We start from the raw sequence: 26496 nt of genomic DNA, 5'->3' as shown, positions 1-26496 counted from the left end.
TGAACACTCCTTTCTAACTAAAAGTTAATTATAGCATTTTTTTGGACGAGGCTGAATAAGCTTTCAATAGAGTATGTCTGGAATCAGGAGGTCGATAGCGGGATGAACTGGTATGGAATGCGCGCACACGAAGTGGAAGAAAGAACGAATACGAATGTGAAGGTTGGGCTTACAGAGAAGGAAGCAGAAGGGCGAATAAAAAAATTTGGTACAAATGAATTAGATGAAGCCAAAAGGCCTTCTGCACTGATGGTATTTTTGGCGCAGTTTAAAGATTTTATGGTGCTTGTTTTATTTGGTGCAACAATAGTTTCAGCTTTTTTAGGTGAATACATTGATTCTATTGCGATTGTTGCGATTGTTATTATCAATGGTATTCTTGGCTTTTTTCAAGAAAGAAAGGCTGAAAAGTCACTGGAAGCTTTAAAAGAGCTAGCCGCCCCGCAAGTTACTGTAATGCGGAATGGAAATTGGGTAAAAGCACCGTCTAAAGCACTTGTTTTAGGTGATATCATTAAATTTTCTAGTGGTGATCGTATTGGGGCGGATGTACGTCTTGTTGAGGCATCAAGTTTATATATCGAAGAATCAGCTTTGACAGGAGAGTCAGTACCGGTGCAGAAGAAGGTAGAAGCTCTGCAGGGGAAAGATGTTTCAATTGGTGATCAAAAAAATATGGCTTTTATGGGTACGATGATTACACGAGGAGCTGGAACAGGGGTCGTTGTAGCAACTGGTATGAATACAGCGATGGGCCAAATTGCAAATATGTTACAAAATGCAGAGCAAATGGAAACACCACTGCAAAGAAGATTAGAGCAACTCGGGAAAATATTAATTATTGTAGCTCTTATTTTGACAGCGCTTGTTGTATTAGCCGGTGTGTATCAAGGGAATGAAGTGTATCATATGTTTTTAGCAGGCGTGTCGCTAGCTGTTGCTGCTATTCCTGAAGGATTACCAGCAATTGTTACAGTAGCTTTATCGCTTGGTGTACAGCGTATGATTAAAAAGAGAGCAATTGTAAGGAAGTTACCAGCGGTAGAAACGTTAGGATGCGCTTCTGTTATATGCTCTGATAAAACAGGAACAATGACGCAAAACAAAATGATGGTAACACATATGTGGTCAGGTGGGGAATTATGGAAAGTTACGGGTCAAGGATATGAACCTAATGGCTCTTTTTTGAAAGGTGAAAAAGAATGCGATCCAGCTAAAACAAAAGCACTGTATCAACTACTAACATTTGGTTCACTTTGTAATAACGCAAATATTATTCAAAAGAAAAAGGCGTATGTATTAGATGGAGATCCAACTGAGGGAGCACTTGTAGCTGCAGCAATGAAAGCGGGGATAACGCGTGAGGCACTGAAAGGGAAATTTGAAATTATTCGTGAATTTCCATTCGATTCAACTCGAAAAATGATGAGTGTTATTGTGCGAGATAGGGAGGGGAAAAAGTTTCTTGTTACGAAGGGAGCACCAGATGTCCTCCTGCAAATGAGTCAAACGATTTTATGGGGGGATAAGCAACAACCGTTAAGTGAGTTGTATAGAAAAGAAGTACAGGCGGCTATTCATAGTTTAGGTAGTCAAGCGCTCCGAACAATTGCAGTTGCATTTAAGCCATTAAAAGTAACAGATTCTATTGAACATGAAAGAGACGTTGAAAAAGATTTTATGTTGGTCGGGATACAGGGAATGATTGATCCGCCAAGACCAGAGGTAGAACAGGCTGTAAAAGAGTGCAGAGAAGCTGGTATTCGAACAGTGATGATTACAGGAGATCATAAAGTGACAGCAATGGCAATTGCGGAACAATTAGGGGTTTTACCACCTGGTGGACGTGTTGTTGAAGGAGTAGAACTCGCGAATATGGATGTAGAGGAACTAGAAAGTGTTGTAGAAGATACGTATGTATTTGCTCGAGTATCACCTGAACATAAATTGAAGATTGTTAAGGCGTTGCAAAATAAAGGGCATATAGTAGCGATGACAGGTGATGGAGTAAACGATGCTCCGGCTATAAAAACAGCGGATATTGGGATAGCGATGGGAATTACAGGGACAGACGTTGCGAAAGAAGCTTCTTCTCTTGTTTTGCTAGATGATAATTTTGCTACGATTAAATCAGCAATTAAAGAAGGTAGAAATATATACGAGAATATACGTAAGTTTATTCGTTATTTATTAGCATCGAACGTAGGAGAAATTTTAGTCATGTTATTTGCAATGTTACTTGCATTACCGCTGCCGATGGTTCCCATTCAAATTTTATGGGTGAACTTAGTGACTGACGGATTACCGGCGATGGCATTAGGATTGGATAAGGCGGAAGGAGACGTTATGAAGAGAACGCCGCGTCATCCGAAAGAAGGGGTATTTGCTAGAGGGCTTGCCTGGAAAATTATAAGCCGTGGCTTTCTAATTGGAGCAGTGACGTTAGTGGCGTTTATTATTGCATATAATCAGCATCCAAATGAACTGAAATATGCACAAACTGTGGCGTTTGCGACGTTGGTACTTGCACAACTTATTCATGTATTTGATTGCCGAAGTGAACATTCTATCTTCCACCGTAATCCGTTTGGGAACGTGTATTTAGTAGGAGCGGTTATTATTTCTTTACTGTTAATGTTAGTGGTTATATATTACCCACCGCTACAACCGATCTTTAGTACAATGCCAATACAAGCGAGAGATTGGTTGTTAATTGGAGGTTTGTCATCAATTCCGACCTTCTTATTAGTAGGTTCTTTATTAACAGGGAAAAAGGGGAAGAAGGAAAAGTCAGTATTATATAAGAAGGGATTAAACTTGAAATAGTCAATGATATGAAAATGTGATATAATTTACAGAAGGTAGTAGAGCCTTGTCTCTATTACCTTTTTCATTGAGTTATTTCATGGCTTGGATGTGATAAAAATGATTTGTAGTATGACAGGATTTGGAAGATCGAAAGTGGAAAATGATACTTTTCAAATTACAGTAGAAATGAAATCGGTGAACCACCGTTTCCTAGAGATGAGTATTCGACTTCCGAAGCAAATGATGATATTTGAAGAAAAAATTCGTAAAATAATTGCAGAACAAGTTCGGCGTGGACGCATTGAAGTGTCTATTAGTATAACGGGTGAAGGGCTTGTTGAAAGAAAATTAAGTGTGAATTGGTCGCTTCTTGAGCAGTACCAATCGATTATGGAAGATATAAAAGAAAAATTTCAATTACAAGATTCTATTACACTTCAGCAATTAATGGAAATGCCAGAAGTAACAGCGATTGAAGAAGTAGAAAATGTAAATGAACAATTTGAGAACGGTTTATATGAGGCTGTTCGCCAAGCTGCTCATATGTTAAAAACGATGAGAGATGGCGAAGGAGAACGATTACATAAAGATATAGCGTATCGTTTACAAGAGATTCACAATTGTGTAAATGCAATTATTCCGCATGTACCGATTGTTACACAAAAATATCGTGAACGATTAGAAAATCGCTTAAAAGAATTACATAATCAAGATCTAGATGAACAAAGATTGTTAACAGAAGTCGCAATCTTTGCAGAGCGTTGTGATATTCACGAAGAGTTAGTTCGTTTGCAAAGTCATTTAGAGCAATTTCGTGAAACACTGCAGATTGAAGAGCCTGTTGGAAGGAAAATGGATTTCATCGTGCAAGAGATGCATAGAGAAATTAATACGATTGGTTCTAAGGCAAATGACTTAACAATTTCAAAATATGTTGTAGAAATGAAAAATAACCTTGAAAAAATTCGTGAACAAGTACAAAATATTGAGTAGCTTTCAAAAAATATATAAAGTTATACGTGGTGGAGAAATCGGATAGACTTACTAGGAGGCGCAAACTATGGCCATGCGGTTTTTAAATATTGGATACGGAAATATTGTATCTGCTCATCGAATTATTGCTATTGTAAGTCCGGAGTCAGCTCCTATTAAACGAACAGTACAGGAAGCACGCGAACATAATGCTTTGCTTGATGCTACGTATGGGAGAAAAACAAGGGCGGTTATTGTTATGGATGATGGGCATGTGGTATTAAGTCCAATTCAGCCAGAGACGATTGCACATCGTTTGAATAATAAAGAAGATTTAAGTGAGGAAGGGTAGGTTTTACATATTTATGAGAAGTAGAAGAGGATTGCTCATCGTTCTTTCAGGACCTTCTGGGGTTGGTAAAGGAACGGTTCGAAAAGAGCTGTTTAGTCATGAGGATACACGTTTTCAGTACTCCATTTCAGTAACGACACGTAAGCCACGTGAAGGTGAAGTAGATGGTGTGGATTATTTCTTTAAAGAGAGAGAAGAATTTGAGGAAATGATTCGTAATGAAAAATTACTGGAGTGGGCTGAGTTCGTAGGTAATTATTACGGAACACCGATTGACTATGTTGAAAAAACATTACAAGAAGGAAAAGATGTATTCTTAGAAATTGAAGTGCAAGGAGCAATTCAAGTTAAGAAAGCTTTCCCAGAAGGTGTATTTATTTTCTTAGCACCTCCAAGTTTATCTGAACTAAAGAACCGTATTGTCGGCCGTGGTACAGAAACTGAAGATGTTATTGAAAATCGTTTAACGGTAGCGAAAGAAGAAATCGAAATGATGGACGCTTACGACTATGTTGTAGAAAACGATCAAGTTGAATTAGCTTGTGAAAGAATTAAAGCAATTGTGGTTGGTGAACATTGCCGCCGCGAAAGAGTAGCAAAATATTATAAAGAAATGACGGAGGGTCTATAATTATGTTAAATCCATCAATTGATTCATTATTAACAAAAATCGATTCTAAATATACACTTGTAACAGTAGCTGCAAAACGTGCGCGTGAAATGCAACTTGCTGATAACTGTGTTATCGAGCAACCTGTTTCTCATAAATGTGTAGGTAAATCATTAGAAGAAATCGATGCAGAAGTATTAAAATATGTACCAAGCGAAGGCAAAATCATCGATTAAGACATTCTTTTCGACAAATTAAAACATAGACTTTATAATTTTCTATGTAACGGTAACAACCTATTTACAAGTAGGTTGTTATTTTTTTAGGATAGGGAAGAAATATTGGTACTGATGAGCTGGGAATTCTGTTTCAGTATTATAAGTTTGAAAAAGAAAGAGGACGAGCCATATGCTAAAAGGGAAAAAGATACTTCTATGTGTAACAGGAGGCATTGCGGTCTTTAAAGCGGCTGCGTTAACTAGTAAATTGACACAAGCTGGTGCTAGTGTAAAAGTAATGATGAGTGAGTCGGCAATGAAGTTTGTTACGCCTCTTACATTTCAAGCACTTTCTCGCCATGACGTATATACAGATACATTCGATGAGAAAGACTCGGCTGTTATTGCACATATCGATTTAGCAGATTGGGCAGATGTAGTACTTGTTGCACCTGCTACTGCCAATTGTATTGGGAAGTTAGCTGGTGGTATTGCAGACGATATGATTACAACTACTTTGTTAGCTACTACAGCCCCAGTGTGGATTGCACCTGCTATGAATGTGCATATGTATGAAAACAAAATTGTACAAAAAAATATGATGACGTTGAAAACGTTAGGATATACATTTATTGAGCCTGGAGAAGGTTTTTTAGCGTGTGGTTATGTTGCGAAGGGAAGACTAGAAGAACCGGAAGCAATTATTGCACGGTTAGAAGAGGCTTTTTCCGAACAAAAACCGTTGCAAGGAAAAAAAATATTAATAACTGCTGGCCCAACTCGTGAAAAGATTGATCCAGTGCGTTTTATGACCAATTTTTCTTCTGGGAAAATGGGATATGCAATTGCGGAAGTGGCAGCGAACTTAGGTGCTGATGTCATACTTGTTTCGGGACCGACAGCATTAAACCCACCATTACATGTAAATACGGTACAAGTGGAATCTGCACAAGATATGTTAGAAGTAGTTCTGCAACAGTATCAAAACGTAGATGTTGTCATTAAAACAGCAGCAGTTGCAGATTATCGCCCGAAATATGTTCATGATAATAAAATGAAAAAGAAAAATGGTGATGCTGTAATCGAACTTGAGAGAACAGTAGATATTTTAAAAACGTTAGGTGAGATGAAGGATAAACAGTTACTTGTCGGTTTTGCGGCTGAAACGACAAAGGTAGAGGAATACGCAACAAAAAAATTACGTGAGAAAAATGCGAATATGATTGTTGCGAACGATGTAAAGGCACAAGGAGCTGGATTTGGTACAGATACAAACATTGTAACAATGTATAGAAAAGATGGAGAAGTTATCGAGTTACCACTTTTAACGAAGAAAGAGGTTGCTCGTGAAATATTAAAGCAAATTGAAATGATGTTAGAAGATGATCGTCTATGAAATTTGCAAGTGTAATTGTTGATGTACCTGCACGTCAGACAGATCGACCATTTGATTATATTATCCCTAAAAAGTGGGAAGATATTGTTCAGACAGGCATGCGTGTAGTAGTTCCATTTGGCCCAAGGAAATTGCAAGGCTTTATTATTGGGATCAAAGATTCGGCTGAAGTAGAAAGTAAGAAGCTAAAGACAATCCATGAAATATTAGATGTAACACCAGTTTTAAACGAGGAATTATTAAAGCTTGGATATTGGCTTACAAGCGAAACGTTATGTTATATGATTTCAGCCTTTCAAGTCATGCTTCCAACGGCAATAAAAGCCACGTATAAAAAGCGTCTACAACTTCGTAAACAAGAAGAAGTAGCACCTGAACTACTGTTTTTATTTCAGGACAAAGAAGCGATAGATTGGGAAGCGATTGAGACGCAGCCGCATCTATACCGCACGATTCAACAAGAAATTAAAAATGGCACGATTGAAGTTGTTTATCAGGTAAAAGATAAAGTGCAAAAGAAGAAACAAAGAGTCGTTCAACCGGAGTTGTCAGAAGATAAATTGGAATTAGCAGCATTTGAACTGAAAAGTAAAAAACAACAAGACGTACTCTATTATTTTGTGGAAAATTATAAAAGTGTGCCGTTGAAAGTGATAACAGAAGAGTTGCAAATAACAGACGCTCCGATTAAAGCACTTGTTAAAAAGGGGCTAATTTCAGAAAAGTATGTGGAAGTGTACCGAAATCCGTATGACGATGATGATTTTGAACAAACGAAACCATTCCCACTTACGGAGGAACAAAAGCAAGTTATTGCACCGATTTTATCATCAATTACAAATGAAACTTACAATCCATTTTTACTATATGGTGTTACAGGAAGCGGAAAAACAGAAGTATATTTACAATCTATAGCAGCGGTGCTCGCGAAAGGGAAAGAAGCTATTGTACTTGTTCCTGAAATTGCACTAACGCCTCAAATGGTAGATCGTTTTAAAGGCAGATTTGGCTCGCAAGTTGCGGTTCTTCATAGTGCGCTGTCTGTTGGAGAAAAATATGATGAATGGCGTAAAATTTTAAGAAAAGAAGTGAAAGTTGTAGTTGGTGCACGTTCAGCTGTATTTGCTCCTTTTGAAAATTTAGGGATTATTATTATTGATGAGGAGCATGAATCGAGCTATAAGCAAGAAGATAATCCGAGGTATCATGCAAGGGATGTAGCTGTCTGGAGGGGGCAATATCATAAATGTCCTATCGTTCTTGGTAGTGCAACACCGACACTTGAATCGTTTGCAAGAGCGAAAAAAGGTGTGTATGAATTACTAACGATGGAAAAACGTATGAATAAACAAGCGTTACCAACAGTAGAGATTGTTGATATGCGTGAGGAACTTCGTGACGGGAATCGTTCCATGTTTTCGAAGGCATTGCATGAAAAAATAGCAGATCGATTAGAAAAGAAAGAACAGATGGTGCTCTTTTTAAATAGAAGAGGTCATTCTACATTTGTTATGTGCCGTGATTGTGGGTATGTTGTACAATGTCCGCATTGTGATATCTCGCTGACATATCATAAAATGAACCATCGTTTAAAATGTCATTACTGCAGTCACGAAGAGAATATGCCGACTGCGTGTCCTGCTTGTCAAAGTACATATATTCGTTTCTTTGGTACAGGTACACAAAAGGTAGAAGAAGAAATTACAAAACTATTTCCAGAGGCACGAGTCATTCGAATGGATGTAGATACGACAAGTCGTAAAGGAATGCATGAAAAATTATTAAAGGCGTTCGGGGAAGAAAAAGCAGATATACTACTTGGAACACAAATGATTGCGAAAGGATTAGATTTTCCTAAAGTAACGCTTGTCGGGGTTTTAACTGCAGATACGATGCTTCACTTGCCTGATTTTCGAGCGAGTGAAAAGACGTATCAGTTATTGACGCAAGTAAGTGGACGAGCAGGCAGACATGAATTGCCAGGGGAAGTTATAATTCAAACGTATACGCCAGAACATTACAGTATAGAGTTAGCAAAGAACCAACAATATGATGTGTTTTTTGATCAAGAAATGCAAATGAGACGAACAAGACAATATCCACCTTATTACTATGTTGTACTTGTAACAGTATCTCATCCAGAATTATTAAAGGCAGTGCAAGTGACGGAAAAAATTGTCGGTCATTTACGGGCACACTGCACAGAGCAAACGATGGTGTTAGGACCGGTTGCTTCAGCAATTCCAAGGATAAAAGATAGATATCGTTATCAATGCATGATAAAATACAAACGGGAACCAAACTTAAAGAACGTGCTCAAAATGGTAAATGAACATTATCAAGCAGAAATGCAAAAAGAGCTACAAATCTCAATTGATTTTAATCCAACAATGTTAATGTAGCGGAGGGAAATATGGCAGTTTTAGAAATAGTAAAGCATCCAAATGAAGTATTAGAAACACCATGCGAAAGAGTAATTAACTTTGATAAAAAGTTAGTGAAATTGTTGAAAGATATGCATGAAACAATGTTAATTGCGGACGGAGTCGGTTTAGCTGCGCCTCAAGTAGGTGTAAGCTTGCAAGTTGCGGTAGTTGATATCGGTGATGATACGGGAAAAATCGAGTTAATCAATCCATCGATACTAGAAAAACGTGGTGAACAAGTAGGTCCCGAAGGCTGTCTAAGCTTCCCGGGACTTTATGGTGAAGTGGAACGTGCGGATTATATTAAAGTACGTGCGCAAAATCGCCGAGGTAAAGTATTTTTACTAGAAGCAGAAGGATTTTTAGCACGTGCCATTCAACATGAAATCGATCATTTACACGGTGTGTTATTTACATCGAAAGTGACAAGATATTATGAGGAAAACGAATTAGAATAGGTATTAAAAGGAGCGGTTTTTGAATGATAAAAGTAGTATTTATGGGAACACCGGACTTTTCAGTGCCGGTGCTTCGTCGTCTTATCGAAGATGGCTATGATGTAATAGGTGTTGTGACGCAGCCTGATCGTCCGGTAGGTAGAAAAAAAGTATTAACACCTACACCTGTTAAAGTTGAAGCAGAAAAACATGGTATTCCGGTGTTACAACCGTTAAGAATTCGTGAAAAAGACGAATATGAACAAGTCTTGGCATTAGAGCCAGATTTAATTGTAACAGCTGCTTTCGGTCAGATTGTACCAAATGAAATTTTAGAAGCACCGAAGTATGGATGTATTAACGTCCACGCATCTTTACTACCTGAACTTCGTGGTGGTGCACCAATCCATTATGCAATTATGGAAGGTAAAGAAAAAACGGGTATTACAATTATGTATATGGTAGAGAAATTGGATGCTGGTGATATCTTAACGCAAGTAGAAGTCGAGATTGAAGAGCGTGAAACGACAGGCTCTTTATTCGATAAGTTAAGTGAAGCAGGGGCACACCTTCTATCTAAAACAGTACCTTTATTAATTCAAGGTAAGTTAGAACCAATTAAACAAAACGAAGAAGAAGTAACGTTTGCATATAATATAAAACGTGAGCAAGAGAAAATTGATTGGACAAAAACAGGTGAAGAAGTATACAATCACATTCGCGGATTGAATCCATGGCCAGTCGCTTATACGACTTTGGCAGGACAAGTTATTAAAGTATGGTGGGGAGAGAAGGTCTCTATTACAGAGAAAGCTGAACCAGGTACAATAGTAGCTCTTGAAGAAGATGGATTTGTTGTTGCAACAGGGAATGAGACAGGTGTTAAAATCACTGAATTGCAACCTTCTGGTAAAAAACGTATGAGTTGTTCGCAATTTTTACGTGGCACAAAACCTGAAATTGGAACGAAGTTAGGAGAAAATGCATGAGACAAAATGTTCGTGAGTTAGCTCTTGATGGCTTAATTCAAGTAGAAAAAAGTGGTGCATACAGTAACTTACTTTTAAATAATCTAATTGAAAAAAATGCAATTGATAGAAAAGATATTGGTTTGTTAACTGAAATTGTATATGGAACGATTCAACGTCGTGACACATTAGATTATTATTTACAGCCTTTTTTAAAAAAGAAGGTTGAGGCGTGGGTAAGAGTATTACTTCGCTTATCTTTATATCAAATGATTTATTTAGACCGAGTGCCAGAAAGAGCGGCTATTCATGAAGCAGTTGAAATTGCAAAGCGTCGCGGGCATAAAGGGATTGCTGGTATGGTAAACGGGGTATTACGTTCGATTCAGAGAGAAGGGGTACCTTCTGTAGATGAAATCAAGGATCCAATAGAACGTTTGGCAATTGCAACAAGTCATCCAATGTGGCTTGTGCAAGACTGGGCTTCTGAATATGGTTTAGAGACAGCAGAGAAAATGTGTGAAGTGAACATGCTACCCCCGGTACCAACAGCGCGTGTAAATGTTGATAAAATAACAGTAGAAGAAGCAATTGAGTTGTTGGCTGGTGAAGGTATAGAAGCGAAGCGCGGCGATTTATCAGAGGATGCAATTCAAATTGAAAGAGGGAATGTAGCGCATACAGATGCGTTCAAAAAAGGTTTTCTTTCTATTCAAGATGAAAGTTCTATGCTTGTAGCACGCGCTTTAGAACCAAATGAGGGAGATGAAGTTCTTGATAGTTGTGCTGCTCCGGGCGGAAAGACAACGCACATTGCAGAGCGATTAAAAGGAACAGGTCAAGTTATGTCTCTTGATTTACATGCACACAAAGTACGTTTAATTAAACAACAAGCGGAGAGACTTGGTTTAGAAAATGTCGAAACAAAAGCACTAGATGCTAGAAAAGTACAAGAACACTTCGCGAATGAAACATTTGATAAAATATTAGTAGATGCACCATGTTCTGGATTTGGTGTGATTAGACGTAAACCTGATATTAAGTTAGGTAAAAATAAAGGCGATAGTGAAAGATTATCGACGATTCAACTTGCAATACTAGAAAAAATAGCACCGTTATTAAAACAAGGTGGTCGCCTTGTTTATAGTACGTGCACAATAGAAAAAATAGAAAATGAACAAGTAATAAAGCAATTTTTACAAGAGCATCCTGAATTTGAATGGGATACTACGATAAAAGATCGCATGCCAGAAAAATTAAATCCGTATATTGATGAAGGTCAAGTGCGAATTTTACCGCATTATTTTGCAACAGATGGCTTTTATATTGCTTGTTTAAGGAAGAAGGTGTAGCATCGTGGAAACGACTGTGAGAAAACAAAAGAAAAATCTAGAAACGAAGAAACCATCAATTTATTCTTTACAACTTCATGAAATGCAAGATTGGTTAAAGGAACAAGGAGAACCTAAATTCCGTGCAGGACAAATCTTTGATTGGCTATATAAAAAACGTGTAAAAAATTATGACGACATGTCGAATCTTTCTAAAGGATTACGCGATAAATTGTCGAATTCCTTTGATATTACTACTTTAAATACATTAGTAAAACAAACATCTTCTGATGGAACAATTAAATTTTTATTCCAATTATATGATGGCTATTCTATTGAAACAGTGTTAATGCGACACGAATATGGAAATTCTATTTGTGTAACAACACAGGTTGGATGCCGTATTGGTTGTACGTTCTGTGCATCTACACTTGGTGGGTTAAAACGAAACTTAGAGGCTGGAGAGATTGTAGCGCAAGTAGTAGAAGTGCAACGTGCACTTGATGAAACAGAAGAACGTGTAAGTTCGCTTGTTGTTATGGGAATTGGAGAGCCGTTTGATAATTACGACAACTTAATGTCATTCTTACGCATTGTAAACCATGAAAAAGGAATTCATATTGGTGCAAGACATATGACAGTTTCAACAAGTGGAATTGTTCCAAAAATTTATAAGTTCGCTGAAGAAGATATGCAAATTAATTTTGCGATTTCATTGCATTCTGCAAATACAGAGTTACGTTCAAAATTAATGCCGATTAACCGTGCTTATAAGCTACCAGACTTAATGGAAGCTGTTAAATACTATGTAAATAGAACAGGGCGTCGTATTACGTTTGAATATGGCTTATTTGGAGGAGAAAATGACCAAGTTGAGCAAGCTGAAGAACTTGCTGCGCTTTTAAAAGGTGTAAAATGTCATGTAAACTTAATTCCGGTAAACTACGTACCTGAACGTGATTATGTACGTACGCCACGTGAACAAATTTTCTTATTTGAAAAAACGTTAAAAGATCGTGGAGTGAATGTAACAATTCGCCGTGAACAAGGTCATGATATTGATGCAGCCTGCGGTCAGTTACGTGCGAAGGAGCGTAAAGAAGAGACGAGGTGACGAGATGAAAGCCGTGTTTCTATCAGATAAAGGAAAAGTTCGTCAACATAATGAAGATAGTGCGGGAGTTTTTCACAATTTAGATGGAAATATTTTAGCGGTAGTAGCAGATGGAATGGGAGGTCATCGAGCTGGTGATGTAGCTAGCTCGATGACCATTCAATTATTCCATGATTATTGGAAGCAAACGCATAATATGAATGAACCAAAAAAAGTAGAAGAGTGGTTACATACGAGTGTTGGGATTATTAATGAGCGTATATATGAGTACTCTAAGCAACATGTAGAATGTAATGGTATGGGAACAACACTTATAATAGCGATTTGTACGCCAAACTTTGTGACAATAGGTCATATAGGAGATAGTCGTTGTTATATGGTATCAGAGGGAGAAATCTCGCTTGTAACGGAAGATCACTCACTTGTAAATGAACTTGTAAGACATGGTGAAATTTCAAAAGAAGACGCAGAATATCACCCGAAAAAGAATGTTTTGTTAAGGGCATTAGGAACAGAAGAAAAAGTCGGATTAGATGTTAAAACATTGGTGCTTGAGGAAGATGATCAGTTACTTCTTTGCTCGGATGGGTTATCTAACAAAGTTTCTATTGCTGATATGCAACAAATTTTACAGTTAAATGAACAGCTTGAAGCTAAGGGACAACGTCTCATTCAATTGGCGAATGATCGTGGCGGGGAAGATAATATCACCCTTGTTCTTATTGATTATGCGGGTTCGACAAACGAAAGTAGGTGAAGTGCAACGTGCTGATTGGAAAACGCTTAAATGACCGTTATAAGCTGCTGAAAATGATTGGTGGTGGTGGAATGGCCAATGTGTATTTAGCTCATGATGATATACTTGGCCGAGATGTAGCGGTAAAAATATTAAGACTCGACTATTCAAATAATGAAGAGTTTATTAAACGTTTCCATCGAGAAGCGCAGTCTGTTACAACGTTGTCGCATCCAAATATTGTGAATATGTATGATGTCGGAGAAGAAGATGGTATATATTATCTTGTAATGGAGTATGTACCAGGACAAACATTGAAGCAATACATAATTGAGCGAGGGATGTTACCTATAGGAGAAGCTCTTGATATTATGGAGCAGTTAACATCCGCCATGGCACACGCCCATCATTTTGAAATTGTGCACCGTGATATTAAACCGCACAATATTTTAATTCGAGCTGATGGAGTAATAAAAGTAACAGATTTTGGAATTGCGACAGCTACAAGTGCAACAACAATTACACATACAAATTCGGTACTCGGTTCGGTGCATTACTTATCACCAGAACAAGCACGCGGCGGGATAGCAAATAAACAATCAGATATTTATTCCCTAGGAATCGTTATGTTTGAGTTGTTAACAGGAAGACAACCGTTTTCTGGCGAATCTGCTGTTGCTATAGCTTTAAAACATTTACAAAGTGAAATTCCGTCTCCAAAGAGATGGAATGAAAATATTCCGCAAAGTGTCGAAAATATTATATTAAAGGCAACTGCGAAAGATCCGTTTCACCGATATCAATCTGCCAATGCGATGAAACGAGATATTGAAACTGCGCTATATCCAGAGAGGATAAATGAGCAGCCATTTTACATACCGGAAGATATGGAAGCGACAAAAGCGATTCCGATTATTCAACAAGAACAATTATTCGAAAATGTAACTGATGAAACAATTGTTTTAAAAGGAAGTAAAGTGGATGAACAGAAAAGAAAAGAAGAAACGGAATTAAATAAGAAGAAAAAACGAAGTAATAAATGGATCAAAGTTTTAATTACGACATTTTTACTTTTAGCAATTGGAATAACGTTAGCGCTTACTGTTATTCCGGGATTCTTTATTCCAAAAGATGTAAAAGTCCCTGATGTGGCTGGTATGAAGTATACGACAGCAGTAAATAAATTAGTTGAAAAGGGTTTTGAGGTTACGGAACCTAATATTGTATATACAGATGATGTTGAAACCGGTGATGTGATAAAAACAGACCCTGTGGCTGGTAGAGTCGTGAAAGAAAACTCTAAAATTACTATCTATCAATCAGGTGGAAAAAAGAAAAGTAAGATGAGTGATCTCACAGGAAAAGATTTTGAGAGTATAAGGAATGAATTAGAAGAAAAATATAAGCAAGTTACAATAAATTATATTGAAAATGATAGGCCAAAAGGTGAAATCGTAGAGCAAATTCCGACGCCTGATCAAATGGTAGTAGAGGCGGAACAAGAACTGAAAATTTGGGTAAGTAAAGGTCCTTATCAAATTAGACCAGGTGATTTTTCAGGATGGACTGAAAATAGCGTAAACGGTTATTTGAATGAGAGAAAACTAACTCCAGATATAAAACGAGAGTATTCCGATACTGTTGATAAAGGACTTGTAATTTCGCAATTTCCAAAACCAGGAACGCCGTTAAAAGAAGGAGATAAAGTGACGATTATCATCTCAGAGGGGCCTAAGCCGAAAGTAACGAAAACAGTGAAAGTGGATAATATTTCTATTCCGTATGAGTCTTCTATAATTGGTGAGAAAAAACCGCAAACAATAGAAATTTATAAAGAAGATATGCAACAAAAAATGGATAGACCAATTGAAACTAGAACAATTTCAGAGTCGGCAACTATTTCTTTAGAATTTGTAATTCAAGAAGGTACAAAAGGACACTATAAAATTGTACGAGATGGTGTAACGATTATCGACAAAGAAGTACCATACCCAACTCAATAACAATGACTTCCATTTTCTTTCTAGAGGGGATGGAATGTATTACTCTTGCCTGTTATGCTGTCTACATATAGTGGACTGTATAACAGGCAAAAATATATGATTCAAAAAGCTATAAAAGTGATACTGTTATAAATAATATTTTAAATTTGATGGTAGATTAAATATATTAACTTGTATATATGACGGGTTTTGAAATAAGTATTTAAAGAATTTTAAACCATTTAATATTAATGACAGCTTCACTTTATACAAAATAAAGGAGAATTATATGCCAGAAGGAAAAATTGTAAAAGCTCTAAGTGGATTTTATTATGTGCAGCATGAAGAAGGGATTACACAATGCCGTGGGCGTGGTGTGTTCAGAAAAAATAAAATTACGCCACTGGTAGGAGACCAAGTTGTCTTTCAAGCAGATAATCCAACTGAAGGATATGTGCTTGAAGTATTTGATCGGAAAAATGAACTTGTTAGGCCTCCTATTGCTAATGTTGATCAAGCAATTCTCGTTTTCTCTGCAGTAGAACCAGATTTTAATCCGGGACTATTAGATCGATTTTTAGTGCTGATTGAATATCATAACATTAAGCCGATTATTTGCATTAGTAAGATGGATTTAGTGGATGAAAAAATGAGAGAGACTGTTGAATCTTATGCAAATGACTATCGTGAGATGGGATATGATGTATTATTTACTTCTATAAATACATCGGAAAGTATTGATATTTTAAAACCATTCTTAGAAGGTTGTATTTCTGTCGTTGCAGGGCAATCTGGTGTTGGAAAATCTTCTATGCTTAACGTTTTACGTCCAGAGTTAGAACTGAAAACGAATGATATTTCCTCGCATTTAGGACGCGGGAAACATACGACAAGACACGTGGAATTAATTGCGGTTGGAAGCGGACTAGTTGCAGATACACCTGGTTTTAGTTCACTTGATTTCATAGATATAGAGGTAGAAGATCTTACATATTGTTTTCCAGAGTTGAAAGAAGCGAGCCAATACTGTAAATTTAGAGGGTGTACACATCTTTCTGAACCGAAATGTGCTGTGAAGACAGCAGTTGAAGAAGGGAAGATTACAGAATATCGTTATAAAAATTACAAACAATTCGTAGAAGAAATTAGAGAGAGAAAGCCGAGGTATTAGTTATGATTAAAATTGCACCATCGATCTTATCAGCAGATTTTTCAAAATTAGGGGAAGAGATTAAAGATGTAGAAAAAGGTGGAGCGGATTACATTCACGTCGATGTAATGGATGGACATTTCGTACCAAATATTACGATTGGACCATTAATTGTAGAAGCTATCCGTCCAATTACATCTTTACCATTAGATGTACATTTAATGATTGAAAATCCTGATAACTATATCCCGACTTTCGCAAAAGCGGGAGCGGATATTATTACTGTTCATGTAGAGGCGTGCCCTCATTTGCATCGTACAATTCAGCTAATTAAGTCTCATGGCATTAAAGCGGGAGTTGTATTAAATCCGCATACGCCAGTTTCGACGATTGAGCATGTATTAGAAGATATCGATATGGTATTACTTATGACAGTAAACCCTGGATTTGGTGGACAGAAATTCATCCATTCTGTATTACCGAAAATTAAACAAGTGGCAGAAATGGTTAAAGAGCGCAATCTAGAAGTAGAAATTGAAGTTGATGGTGGTGTAAACACTGAAACAGCACGACTTTGTGTTGAAGCAGGAGCAAATGTACTTGTAGCTGGATCAGCAGTATACAATCAAAAAGACCGTGGTGAAGCAATTCGTGTCATTCGTGGATAATGAATGAACGAGTCTTTATCCTAGTGAAACTGCTAGTGTAGTAAGTTTTCACTATTTATAAAGGATAGAGAAAAAATATGTAAAAAGGCAATCTACCGAATGGCAGATTGCCTTTTTACAATAGAAGGGGAAGGAAACATGATTATTCATATTTTAGCGGGTGGACCTGCGGAATATTGTGCAGATTTTTCTCGATATGAAAATGAGAAAGTAGTGTGGGCGGCAGTTGATAGAGGAGTATATCGTCTATTAAAAGGAGGGATTACTCCAGCGGTTGCATTTGGAGATTACGATTCAGTTACTGAAGAGGAATTAGTATGGATGGGCCAGCAAACAAATGACTTACATATTGTTCCTCGTGAAAAAGATCAAACAGATTTAGAAATTGCGATTAACTGGGCGTTAGAAGAAAATCCGACATTGATTCGTATTTTTGGTGCCACCGGTGGAAGGCTGGATCACGGTTTAGCAAATATACAGATGCTTTTAAGAGGGTTAGAAGTAGGGATAGAAATGTGTATTGTAGATAATAAAAATGAAATAAGCGTGAAAAAAGTGGGTACACATATAATTGAAGAAAATAAAAATTTCCCTTATGTATCTTTTGTGCCGGTTACTGAAATAGTAGAAGGGATTACATTACTTGGTTTTAAGTATCCTCTAACTAATAAAACAATAGAATGGGGATCAACACTTTGTATTAGTAATGAACTCGTTGAGGAAAAAGGTACTTTTTCATTTACTTCTGGCATATTAATGGTGATAAGAAGCACTGATTAAAGAAACAATTTTGCTCCTTACATCATATAGTGAACAAGTGGAGTAATGGGGATTAGGAGGGAAACCATGAGATTTTATACAATTAAGTTACCTAAATTTCTTGGTGGAATTGTTCGTGCCATGTTAAATACCTTCAAAAAAGATTAAAAAAAGCACCTATTACCGGTGCTTTTCCATTGTCATAGTAAAAAAAGAGCCTATCGGCTCTTTTTTTTATTATTAAACACGTTCGATTTTGCCAGATTTTAATGCTCTAGCAGAAACGTAAACACGTTGAACTTTTCCGTCGATGCGTACGCGAACTTTTTGAAGGTTAGCGCCCCATTTACGTTTTGTAGCGTTCATTGCGTGAGAACGAGAGTTACCAGAACGAGCTTTTCTTCCAGTGATAGCACAAACACGAGCCATTTATATTTCCCTCCCTTGATACCTTACCATACGTAATTTTTCAATGTTAGTCTTTTTTGCGATGCTAAAAACACTACTATAATTTAACACAACTAAAAAGAGAATGCAACACCGTAGAAAAAAGAAATCAAGAAAAATTACTTGACACCATATGTCGATGATGAAAAGTTGAAATCAAGAAAAATTGCTTGACATATTATAGTGGTACATGTTGTATAATAACAATGGACTATTTTGCTCATCATAAAAAATGTGATTTAAAACATAAAATATGAGAGTGAAAAGAAAGAACGATGGAATTTTCTTTAAAAAGATTATATGATAGTAACTAAAGTAGTCTAGCTCACTTTCACCATTTATGAAGGGGGAAACGAGATGTCAATTGAAATTAAAACGAAGTATGGTCAAATTGATATTAGTACAGATGTAATTGCAACAATTGCTGGAGGTGCCGCAGTAGATTGCTACGGTATCGTAGGTATGGCATCAAAAAATCAGTTAAAAGATGGTTTAACAGACATTTTACGAAAAGAAAACTTCACTAGAGGTGTTATTGTTCGTAAAGATGAAGATGAAGTACATATTGATATGTATATTATTGTGAGCTATGGTACGAAAATTTCAGAAGTAGCACATAACGTGCAGACGAAAGTGAAATATACATTAGATCAAACTGTAGGACTAGCAGTAGATTCTGTAAACATCTACGTACAAGGAGTTAAAGTAATAAACTTGTAATGTGCATTAAGGAGGAAAATCTGTGTCAATTCAAAAAATTGATGGGAAACGTTTATCACAAATGATCATGCAAGGAGCGAATAATTTAACAAATAATGTTCAGCTTGTTGATGCATTAAACGTATTTCCGGTTCCAGATGGCGATACCGGTACAAACATGAACTTATCAATGACTTCAGGCGCACGTGAAGTGAAAGCAAATCCTTCACAGCATGCTGGTAAAGTCGGCGTAAGTTTAGCCAAAGGATTATTAATGGGAGCACGTGGTAACTCTGGAGTTATTTTATCTCAGTTGTTCCGCGGTTTCTCTAAATCCATTGAACAAAAAGAAGAATTAACAACAGTTGATTTTGCTGCAGCTTTAGATGCTGGGGTAGAAGCGGCTTACAAAGCGGTTATGAAACCGATTGAAGGAACGATTTTAACGGTTGCAAGAGAAACGGGTAAATATGCAGTGACAGTTGCGAAAAAACAGCGCGACTTTGTTTTGTTTATGGAAGACGTTGTGAAAGAAGCGAATGCATCGTTAAATCGTACGCCGGATTTATTACCTGTATTAAAACAAGTTGGCGTTGTAGATAGCGGTGGTAAAGGTCTTGTTGTTGTATACGAAGGATTTTTAGCTGACTTAAAAGGAGAAACGATTTCTTCTAATGTGTCTGCCCAACCATCTATGAATGACATGGTACGCGCAGAACATCACCGTAGTGTACAAAGCCAATTGAGTACAGAAGATATTAAGTATGGATATTGTACGGAATTCATGGTGAAATTAGAGCCTGAAAAAATGAAAGAACATAATTTCTCTGAACAAAAATTCCGTGAAGATATTAGTGTGTACGGAGATTCACTACTTGTTGTATCAGATGATGAGGTTGTTAAGGTTCATATTCATGCGGAACATCCTGGAGATCCTATGAATTATGGACAACGCTATGGTAGTTTAATTAAGATTAAAGTAGAAAATATGCGTGAACAGCATACTGCTTTATTAGATGAGCCTACTATGATGCCTGAGCCAACTAGCCAGTCTAAAGAGAAACAACCGTACGGTATCGTAACTGTTGCTATGGGATCTGGTATCAAAACTTTATTTGAGAGCATTGGCGCGACGAAAGTTATCGAAGGTGGCCAAACGATGAATCCAAGTACGGAGGATATTGTGAAGGCGATTGAAGAAGCGAATGCTGAAAAAATCATTATTTTACCGAACAACGGAAATATCGTGATGGCAGCAGAACAAGCAGCGTCAGTTGTGGATCAAGAAGTGATTGTAATTCGTTCAAAAACAGTTCCTCAAGGTATGGCTGCAATGTTAGCATTTAATCCAGTTGGAACGTTAGAAGAGAACGAAGAAAACATGAAAGAAGCTTTATCTCATGTGAAAACCGGTCAAATTACGTATGCTGTACGTGATACGGAAATTGATGGTGTAGCGATTCAAAAAGATGATTTCATGTGTATTGCAGATGGAAAAATTGTATCAACAAACGCTGCAAAAGTAGGAGCTGCAAAGCAATTACTAGAAGCACTTATTGATGAAGATTCTGAAATTGTAACGATTCTTCAAGGTGAAGATGCAACTGACGAAGAAGTAGCTGAGTTAGTTGCATTTGTAGAAGAGAATTTTGAAGATGCAGAAGTAGAAGTACATGCTGGAAACCAACCGGTGTATTCGTTCATCTTCTCTGTAGAATAAGAGAAAATTCGTTTTGAAAATAAATGGATTACTTACTTGCTAATGGATAAGAAGTAGTAATATGAAGTTTATTACTAGTTTTTATTCAAAAGGCTAGCATATTGAAGATAAAAAAGAGCCTTGCTGCTAATAGTGAGGCTCTTTTCTTTCGTATTGTTTATGAGGGATTTGAGTAGTTTCTCTAAGAATGCCTATGATAGAATATATAGGGTGAAAGAGAGCGATTACAGATGTCAATAGTATGAATGAATCAAAGAAAATAATGTGACGGAGCGTGAGAATCTTGAATGAAGTTGTACAAGTTCCTGTTACGGATGTAAAGGGAATCGGAGGAGAAACATCTGAATTACTAAACGAGATGGGGATTTATACAGTTTCTCATCTATTAGAACATTTTCCGTACCGTTATGAAGATTATGCGATGAAAGATCTTGCTGAAGTAAAGCATGATGAACGTGTAACAGTTGAGGGAAAGGTTCATAGTGCTCCTTTACTGCAATATTATGGGAAGAAGAAGTCGCGTCTTACGGTTCGTGTCCTCGTCGGTCGTTATTTAATTACAGCTGTATGCTTTAATAGGCCGTACTATAAGCAGAAGTTAAATTTAAATGAAACAGTAACGATTACTGGTAAATGGGATCAGCACCGTCAAACGATTGCGGTATCAGAGCTTCATTTTGGACCAGTTGTACGTCAACAAGAAGTAGAGCCTGTATACTCAGTGAAAGGGAAACTTACAGTAAAACAGATGCGCCGTTTTATTGCCCAAGCGTTCAAGGAGTATGGAGAATCTATAGTTGAAGTGTTACCTGATGGATTGCTAAGTCGATATAAATTATTGCCGCGTTATGAAGCGCTTCGGTCGTTGCATTTTCCAGCAGGACAGGAAGATTTAAAACAAGCACGTCGCCGTTTTGTATATGAGGAGTTTTTCTTATTTCAGCTAAAAATGCAAACATTACGGAAAATGGAGAGGGAAAATTCGAAAGGGACGAAAAAAGAAATTCCTTCAGCAGAATTGCAAGAGTTTATTGATGCACTTCCGTTTCCATTAACTGGTGCGCAGCGTCGGGTAGTAGATGAAATTATGAAAGATATGACATCTCCTTATCGGATGAATCGTCTGTTGCAAGGTGATGTAGGTTCTGGGAAAACAGTCGTTGCAGCGATTGGCCTTTATGCAGCGAAGTTAGCACATTATCAAGGTGCTTTAATGGTTCCTACAGAAATTTTAGCAGAGCAACATTATCAATCGCTTGCAGAGACGTTCTCGCACTTTGGTATGAATGTTGAATTGTTAACCAGTTCTGTTAAAGGTGTAAGGCGTCGAGAGATTTTGGCAAAATTAGAACAAGGAGAAATAGATATCCTTGTTGGAACACATGCTTTAATTCAAGATGAAGTTATCTTTCATAGGTTAGGTCTCGTTATTACTGATGAACAACATCGATTTGGTGTAGCGCAGCGACGAGTTTTAAGGGAGAAAGGTGAAAGTCCGGATGTTTTATTTATGACGGCGACGCCAATTCCGCGTACGTTAGCAATTACTGCATTTGGAGAGATGGATGTTTCTATAATCGATGAGATGCCAGCTGGTAGAAAGGTAATTGAAACATACTGGGCAAAACATGATATGTTAGATCGAGTTCTCGGTTTTGTGGAGAAGGAGATAAAAAAAGGAAGACAAGCATATGTTATTTGTCCCCTTATTGAAGAATCTGAGAAACTTGATGTACAAAATGCGATTGACTTACATAGTATGCTGACTCATCATTATCAAGGGAAATGTCAAGTCGGATTAATGCATGGCAGACTCTCATCTCAAGAAAAAGAAGAGATAATGGGACAATTTAGTGAAAATAAAGTGCAAATTCTTGTGTCGACAACAGTTGTTGAAGTAGGTGTGAACGTACCGAATGCGACTGTAATGGTTATTTATGATGCAGAGCGTTTCGGTTTATCGCAGCTCCATCAGCTCAGGGGACGTGTTGGGCGTGGTAGTGAACAATCATATTGTTTATTAATCGCGGATCCAAAATCGGAAACGGGAAAAGAGCGAATGCGTATTATGACCGAAACGAATGATGGATTTGTATTGTCAGAAAAAGATTTAGAGTTAAGAGGTCCTGGAGATTTCTTTGGAAGTAAGCAAAGTGGTTTACCAGAATTTAAGGTTGCTGATATGGTACATGATTATCGAGCGTTAGAAACAGCTAGACAAGATGCGGCGTTACTAGTAGAATCAGAAGCGTTTTGGCATAATGATCAGTATGCTTCGCTGCGTACTTATCTTGACGGGACAGGTGTGTTCCAAGGAGAGAAGCTCGATTAAAGGGAGGCAACGAAAGTTTTTGTTGCATTCTACTTTTAATGATTATATACTACTGTTAGTACCTAGTCATAAAAATGGATGGTGCGGTATGAAAAAAAGAAGAAGTAAAAAAGAAAGACAAGAATTATTACAACAAACAATAGAAACGAATCCTTTTATTACGGATGAAGATTTAGCAGAAAAATTTCAAGTGAGTATACAAACCGTACGTCTTGACCGTATGGAATTATCTATTCCTGAATTAAGAGAAAGAATTAAACATGTAGCTACAAAGCAACATGAAGAAGATGTGAAATCTTTACCGTTAGAAGAGGTTGTCGGAGAAATTATCGATATAGAATTAGATAGACATGCGATTTCTATCTTTGAAGTGAAGGTAGAACACGTATTTAAAAGAAATCAGATTGCCCGTGGGCATCATTTGTTTGCACAAGCAAACTCACTAGCTGTTGCGGTTATTGATGAAGAATTAGCTTTAACTGCAAAGTCTACCATTCGATACATTCGTCCTGTAAAATTAGGAGAGCGTGTTGTTGCAAAAGCGCGCGTTGAAGATGTAGAGAATGATAAAGGACGGACCGTTGTCAAAGTGCGTAGCTTTGTTGGAGAAGAACTTGTTTTTACAGGCACTTTTGAAATGTATCGATCTAGTAATTATAGTGAGGAAGGTAACAACTTATGAAAATCGCAATAGATGCAATGGGCGGCGATCATGCTCCAAAGGCTGTCGTATTAGGAGCAATGAAAGCTATTAAGGAATATTCTGATTTACATATTACGTTAGTAGGGAAAGAAGAGGAAATTCGTCAATACTTAACGAGTGAAGAACGAATTACTATACTTCATACAGATGAAAAAATCGAATCGACAGATGAACCAGTAAGAGCGGTTCGTCGAAAAAAACAAGCCTCAATGGTACTAGCAGCGCAGCAAGTGAAAGACGGCGTAGCGGATGCTTGTATATCAGCTGGTAGTACAGGAGCTTTAATGGCGGCTGGATTGTTCGTTGTAGGTCGTATGGAAGGGATTGAGCGACCAGCTTTATCCCCTACAATGCCAACGGTTGATGGAGAAGGTTTTGTTATGTTAGATGTTGGAGCGAACGTTGATGCAAAACCAATTCATTTATATCAATATGCAGTAATGGGATCTGTATACGCTGAGAAAGTAAGAGGAATTAAAAATCCTCGCGTTGGACTTTTGAACGTTGGAACAGAGGATGGCAAAGGGAACGAGCTTTCAAAACAAGTCTTTGCAATGCTTAAGGATGCCCCAATTAATTTCGTTGGGAACGTTGAATCAAGAGATTTATTGCAAGGTGTAGCAGATGTTGTTGTATGTGATGGTTTTACAGGGAATGTAGCGCTAAAATCATTAGAAGGAACAGCACTTGCGTTATTTTCTATGTTAAAAGAGCAGTTAATGAGTTCGTTTACGAGCAAATTAGCAGCAGCGGTATTAAAGCCAAAACTTATGGTATTAAAAGATAAAATGGATTATTCGGAGTATGGAGGAGCGGCATTATTTGGATTGAAAGCTCCAGTCATTAAGGCTCACGGTTCTTCCAATGACCAATCAATATTTAGTGCGATTCGTCAAACGAGAGAAATGGTAGCGAAAGAAGTTATTCCTACTATTTCAAGCGTAATGGAGAAAGAGCCACTCCAATAAGAGGAGGATTTGAAATGGGAAAACTAGCATTTCTTTTTCCGGGCCAAGGTTCACAGGCAGTTGGAATGGGTAAACAGTTAGCGGAGAATAATAAAGAGGTTGCAAATGTGTTTGCGAAAGCAGATGAGGTGTTGCAAGATTCACTTTCAGAAGTGATTTTTGAAGGGCCGCAGGAAAAGCTTACGTTAACGACAAATGCGCAGCCGGCCTTATTAACAACGAGTTTTGCTATTTTGACAGCTTTGAAAGAGTATGATATTACACCAGACTTTGTTGCAGGGCATAGTTTAGGTGAATATAGCGCTCTTGTAGCAGCGGGTGCAATAACTTTTGAAGACGCTGTATATGCTGTAAGAAAACGTGGGGAATATATGGAAGAAGCTGTTCCTGGTGGAGAAGGTGCAATGGCGGCTATTTTAGGTGCTGATCCACATATGCTGAAACAAGTTACAGAAGAAGTAACAAGTGAAGGATATGCAGTGCAAATCGCTAATATGAATAGTACGAAGCAAATTGTGATTTCTGGAACAAAGCAAGGAGTTGAGATTGCTTCTCAAAGAGCGAAAGAAAATGGTGCAAAGAGAGCAATTCCGCTTAAGGTAAGTGGACCGTTCCACTCTTCGCTTATGAAGCCAGCAGCGGAGAAGTTCCAAAGTGTCTTAAAAGAAATTACAATTCAAGATACGAATATTCCTGTTATCGCAAATGTAACAGCAGACGTTATTACAAATGGTGCACTTATTCAAGAAAAGCTAATTGAACAGCTCTATTCCCCTGTCTTATGGTACCCGTCCATTGAAAACATGGTGAATCAAGGGGTAGATACATTTATTGAGATTGGACCTGGGAAAGTACTTGCTGGACTTATGAAGTCAATTGATTCATCAGTGAAAGCATATGCGATATACGATGAAGAGACATTAAAAGATACCATTTCAAATTTGAGAGGAGAAAACTGATGTTAAAAGGGAAAGTAGCATTAGTAACTGGCGCTTCACGTGGAATTGGTCGTGCGATTGCGATTGATTTAGCGAAACAAGGGGCAAATGTTGTAGTAAATTATGCTGGTAATGAGCAAAAGGCGAATGAAGTAGTTGATGAAATAAAGAAATTAGGTTCGGATGCAATTGCAGTAAGAGCAGATGTTGCAAATGCTGAAGACGTTACAAATATGGTGAAACAAACTGTAGATACATTTGGACAAGTTGATATTCTTGTAAATAATGCAGGTGTAACAAAAGATAATTTATTAATGCGTATGAAAGAAGAAGAATGGGATACAGTTATTAATACAAACCTAAAAGGTGTATTCTTATGTACGAAGGCAGTATCTCGATACATGATGCGCCAGCGTCATGGACGTATTATTAATATCGCTTCTGTTGTTGGAGTGACAGGTAATCCAGGACAAGCAAACTATGTTGCTGCTAAAGCGGGTGTAATTGGATTAACAAAAACATCAGCAAAAGAATTAGCGAGCCGTAATATTACTGTAAATGCAATTGCTCCAGGTTTTATTGCGACTGATATGACGGATATATTAGATGAAAATATAAAAACCGAAATGTTAAAGTTAATTCCTGCAGCTCAGTTTGGTGAAGCGCAAGATATCGCAAATACTGTAACGTTTTTTGCTTCTGATCAAAGCAAATATATTACAGGGCAAACGTTAAATGTTGATGGCGGAATGGTAATGTAAT

Annotated in this window: 25 protein-coding genes; 24 read left to right on the top strand and 1 reads right to left on the bottom strand. The window is 37.4% G+C overall.

All coding sequences use genetic code 11. From position 1 onward, the window contains the following. Positions 1-102 precede the first annotated feature (102 nt). The 17 genes from JDS82_RS00955 (at position 103) to spoVM (ending at position 18095) form a co-directional block, all read left to right on the top strand. A complete protein-coding gene (locus tag JDS82_RS00955; RefSeq protein ID WP_048565651.1) occupies positions 103-2826 on the top strand; it encodes a calcium-translocating P-type ATPase, SERCA-type in 2724 nt (907 codons plus the stop codon). A gap of 99 nt (positions 2827-2925) precedes the next feature. Next, the gene (locus JDS82_RS00950; protein ID WP_000563110.1) at positions 2926-3801 is read left to right on the top strand and encodes a YicC/YloC family endoribonuclease; all 876 of its coding nucleotides are present in this window, start codon (positions 2926-2928) and stop codon (positions 3799-3801) included. 67 nt (positions 3802-3868) lie between these two features. Then, positions 3869-4132, top strand: a complete 264-nt coding sequence (remA, locus tag JDS82_RS00945) for an extracellular matrix/biofilm regulator RemA (RefSeq protein ID WP_001251456.1) — start codon at positions 3869-3871, stop codon at positions 4130-4132. A gap of 13 nt (positions 4133-4145) precedes the next feature. Continuing rightward, positions 4146-4763, top strand: a complete 618-nt coding sequence (gmk, locus tag JDS82_RS00940; RefSeq protein ID WP_001257740.1) for a guanylate kinase — start codon at positions 4146-4148, stop codon at positions 4761-4763. A 2-nt stretch (positions 4764-4765) separates the two neighbouring features. Further along, positions 4766-4978, top strand: coding sequence for a DNA-directed RNA polymerase subunit omega (gene rpoZ / locus JDS82_RS00935; RefSeq protein ID WP_000933965.1), 213 nt, complete (start codon positions 4766-4768; stop codon positions 4976-4978). A 172-nt stretch (positions 4979-5150) separates the two neighbouring features. After that, positions 5151-6356, top strand: coding sequence for a bifunctional phosphopantothenoylcysteine decarboxylase/phosphopantothenate--cysteine ligase CoaBC (gene coaBC / locus JDS82_RS00930; protein ID WP_199712515.1), 1206 nt, complete (start codon positions 5151-5153; stop codon positions 6354-6356). Next, the gene (gene priA, locus JDS82_RS00925; RefSeq protein ID WP_000666707.1) at positions 6353-8758 is read left to right on the top strand and encodes a primosomal protein N'; all 2406 of its coding nucleotides are present in this window, start codon (positions 6353-6355) and stop codon (positions 8756-8758) included. Before coaBC ends, priA begins: the two co-directional genes overlap by 4 nt. Positions 8759-8769: 11 nt before the next feature. Beyond that, entirely contained in the window at positions 8770-9240 is a 471-nt protein-coding gene (gene def, locus JDS82_RS00920) for a peptide deformylase (RefSeq protein ID WP_000279468.1), read from the top strand. A 23-nt stretch (positions 9241-9263) separates the two neighbouring features. Further along, positions 9264-10208: a methionyl-tRNA formyltransferase gene (fmt, locus tag JDS82_RS00915; RefSeq protein ID WP_000598793.1), complete on the top strand. Its 945-nt coding sequence runs from the start codon at positions 9264-9266 to the stop codon at positions 10206-10208. Beyond that, positions 10205-11539 carry a 16S rRNA (cytosine(967)-C(5))-methyltransferase RsmB gene (gene rsmB / locus JDS82_RS00910; protein WP_001249653.1) on the top strand — a complete coding sequence of 445 codons (1335 nt, stop codon included), beginning with the start codon at positions 10205-10207 and terminating at the stop codon, positions 11537-11539. Before fmt ends, rsmB begins: the two co-directional genes overlap by 4 nt. Positions 11540-11543: 4 nt before the next feature. Next, a complete protein-coding gene (rlmN, locus tag JDS82_RS00905) occupies positions 11544-12632 on the top strand; it encodes a dual-specificity RNA methyltransferase RlmN (RefSeq protein WP_000450539.1) in 1089 nt (362 codons plus the stop codon). 4 nt (positions 12633-12636) lie between these two features. Next, a complete protein-coding gene (locus JDS82_RS00900; RefSeq protein WP_061678218.1) occupies positions 12637-13389 on the top strand; it encodes a Stp1/IreP family PP2C-type Ser/Thr phosphatase in 753 nt (250 codons plus the stop codon). A gap of 8 nt (positions 13390-13397) precedes the next feature. After that, positions 13398-15371: a serine/threonine protein kinase PrkC gene (prkC, locus tag JDS82_RS00895; protein WP_000904764.1), complete on the top strand. Its 1974-nt coding sequence runs from the start codon at positions 13398-13400 to the stop codon at positions 15369-15371. A 268-nt stretch (positions 15372-15639) separates the two neighbouring features. Beyond that, entirely contained in the window at positions 15640-16521 is an 882-nt protein-coding gene (rsgA, locus tag JDS82_RS00890; protein ID WP_001113945.1) for a ribosome small subunit-dependent GTPase A, read from the top strand. A gap of 2 nt (positions 16522-16523) precedes the next feature. Further along, entirely contained in the window at positions 16524-17168 is a 645-nt protein-coding gene (gene rpe / locus JDS82_RS00885; RefSeq protein ID WP_000589963.1) for a ribulose-phosphate 3-epimerase, read from the top strand. A gap of 99 nt (positions 17169-17267) precedes the next feature. After that, on the top strand, positions 17268-17948 hold the full coding sequence (locus tag JDS82_RS00880; protein ID WP_002096352.1) for a thiamine diphosphokinase: 681 nt from the start codon (positions 17268-17270) through the stop codon (positions 17946-17948). Between the two features lie 66 nt (positions 17949-18014). Continuing rightward, positions 18015-18095 (top strand): stage V sporulation protein SpoVM, encoded by an 81-nt coding sequence (spoVM, locus tag JDS82_RS00875; RefSeq protein WP_001213599.1) that lies wholly within the window; start codon positions 18015-18017, stop codon positions 18093-18095. Positions 18096-18167: 72 nt separating this feature from the next. Here the strand turns inward: spoVM and rpmB are convergent, their stop codons facing one another. Continuing rightward, entirely contained in the window at positions 18168-18356 is a 189-nt protein-coding gene (gene rpmB / locus JDS82_RS00870; RefSeq protein ID WP_000124776.1) for a 50S ribosomal protein L28, read from the bottom strand. Between the two features lie 375 nt (positions 18357-18731). Here rpmB and JDS82_RS00865 point away from each other — a divergent pair, with 375 nt between their 5' ends. From JDS82_RS00865 to fabG, 7 genes are all read left to right on the top strand, one after another. Beyond that, positions 18732-19094 carry an Asp23/Gls24 family envelope stress response protein gene (locus JDS82_RS00865; protein ID WP_000021109.1) on the top strand — a complete coding sequence of 121 codons (363 nt, stop codon included), beginning with the start codon at positions 18732-18734 and terminating at the stop codon, positions 19092-19094. Between the two features lie 22 nt (positions 19095-19116). Continuing rightward, positions 19117-20793, top strand: coding sequence for a DAK2 domain-containing protein (locus tag JDS82_RS00860; RefSeq protein ID WP_000027123.1), 1677 nt, complete (start codon positions 19117-19119; stop codon positions 20791-20793). Positions 20794-21076: 283 nt separating this feature from the next. Beyond that, complete coding sequence (recG, locus tag JDS82_RS00855; protein WP_001006891.1) at positions 21077-23125, top strand: ATP-dependent DNA helicase RecG; 2049 nt, start codon at positions 21077-21079, stop codon at positions 23123-23125. An 88-nt stretch (positions 23126-23213) separates the two neighbouring features. Continuing rightward, complete coding sequence (gene fapR, locus JDS82_RS00850; RefSeq protein ID WP_000747352.1) at positions 23214-23807, top strand: transcription factor FapR; 594 nt, start codon at positions 23214-23216, stop codon at positions 23805-23807. After that, positions 23804-24796, top strand: coding sequence for a phosphate acyltransferase PlsX (gene plsX / locus JDS82_RS00845; RefSeq protein ID WP_000684108.1), 993 nt, complete (start codon positions 23804-23806; stop codon positions 24794-24796). The genes fapR and plsX overlap by 4 nt, the downstream gene beginning before the upstream one ends. A 14-nt stretch (positions 24797-24810) precedes the next feature. Next, entirely contained in the window at positions 24811-25755 is a 945-nt protein-coding gene (fabD, locus tag JDS82_RS00840) for an ACP S-malonyltransferase (RefSeq protein WP_000516944.1), read from the top strand. Beyond that, entirely contained in the window at positions 25755-26495 is a 741-nt protein-coding gene (gene fabG / locus JDS82_RS00835; RefSeq protein WP_098058150.1) for a 3-oxoacyl-[acyl-carrier-protein] reductase, read from the top strand. Before fabD ends, fabG begins: the two co-directional genes overlap by 1 nt. Position 26496 lies beyond the last annotated feature (1 nt).

Origin of the sequence: Bacillus cereus group sp. N14 (genome assembly GCF_016483555.1) — a bacterium.
In the GTDB taxonomy this organism is placed as follows: Bacteria; Bacillota; Bacilli; order Bacillales; family Bacillaceae_G; genus Bacillus_A; species Bacillus_A wiedmannii.
The sequence above is the reverse complement of the archived record's forward strand: the minus strand, read 5'-3'. Positions and strand labels throughout refer to the sequence as shown.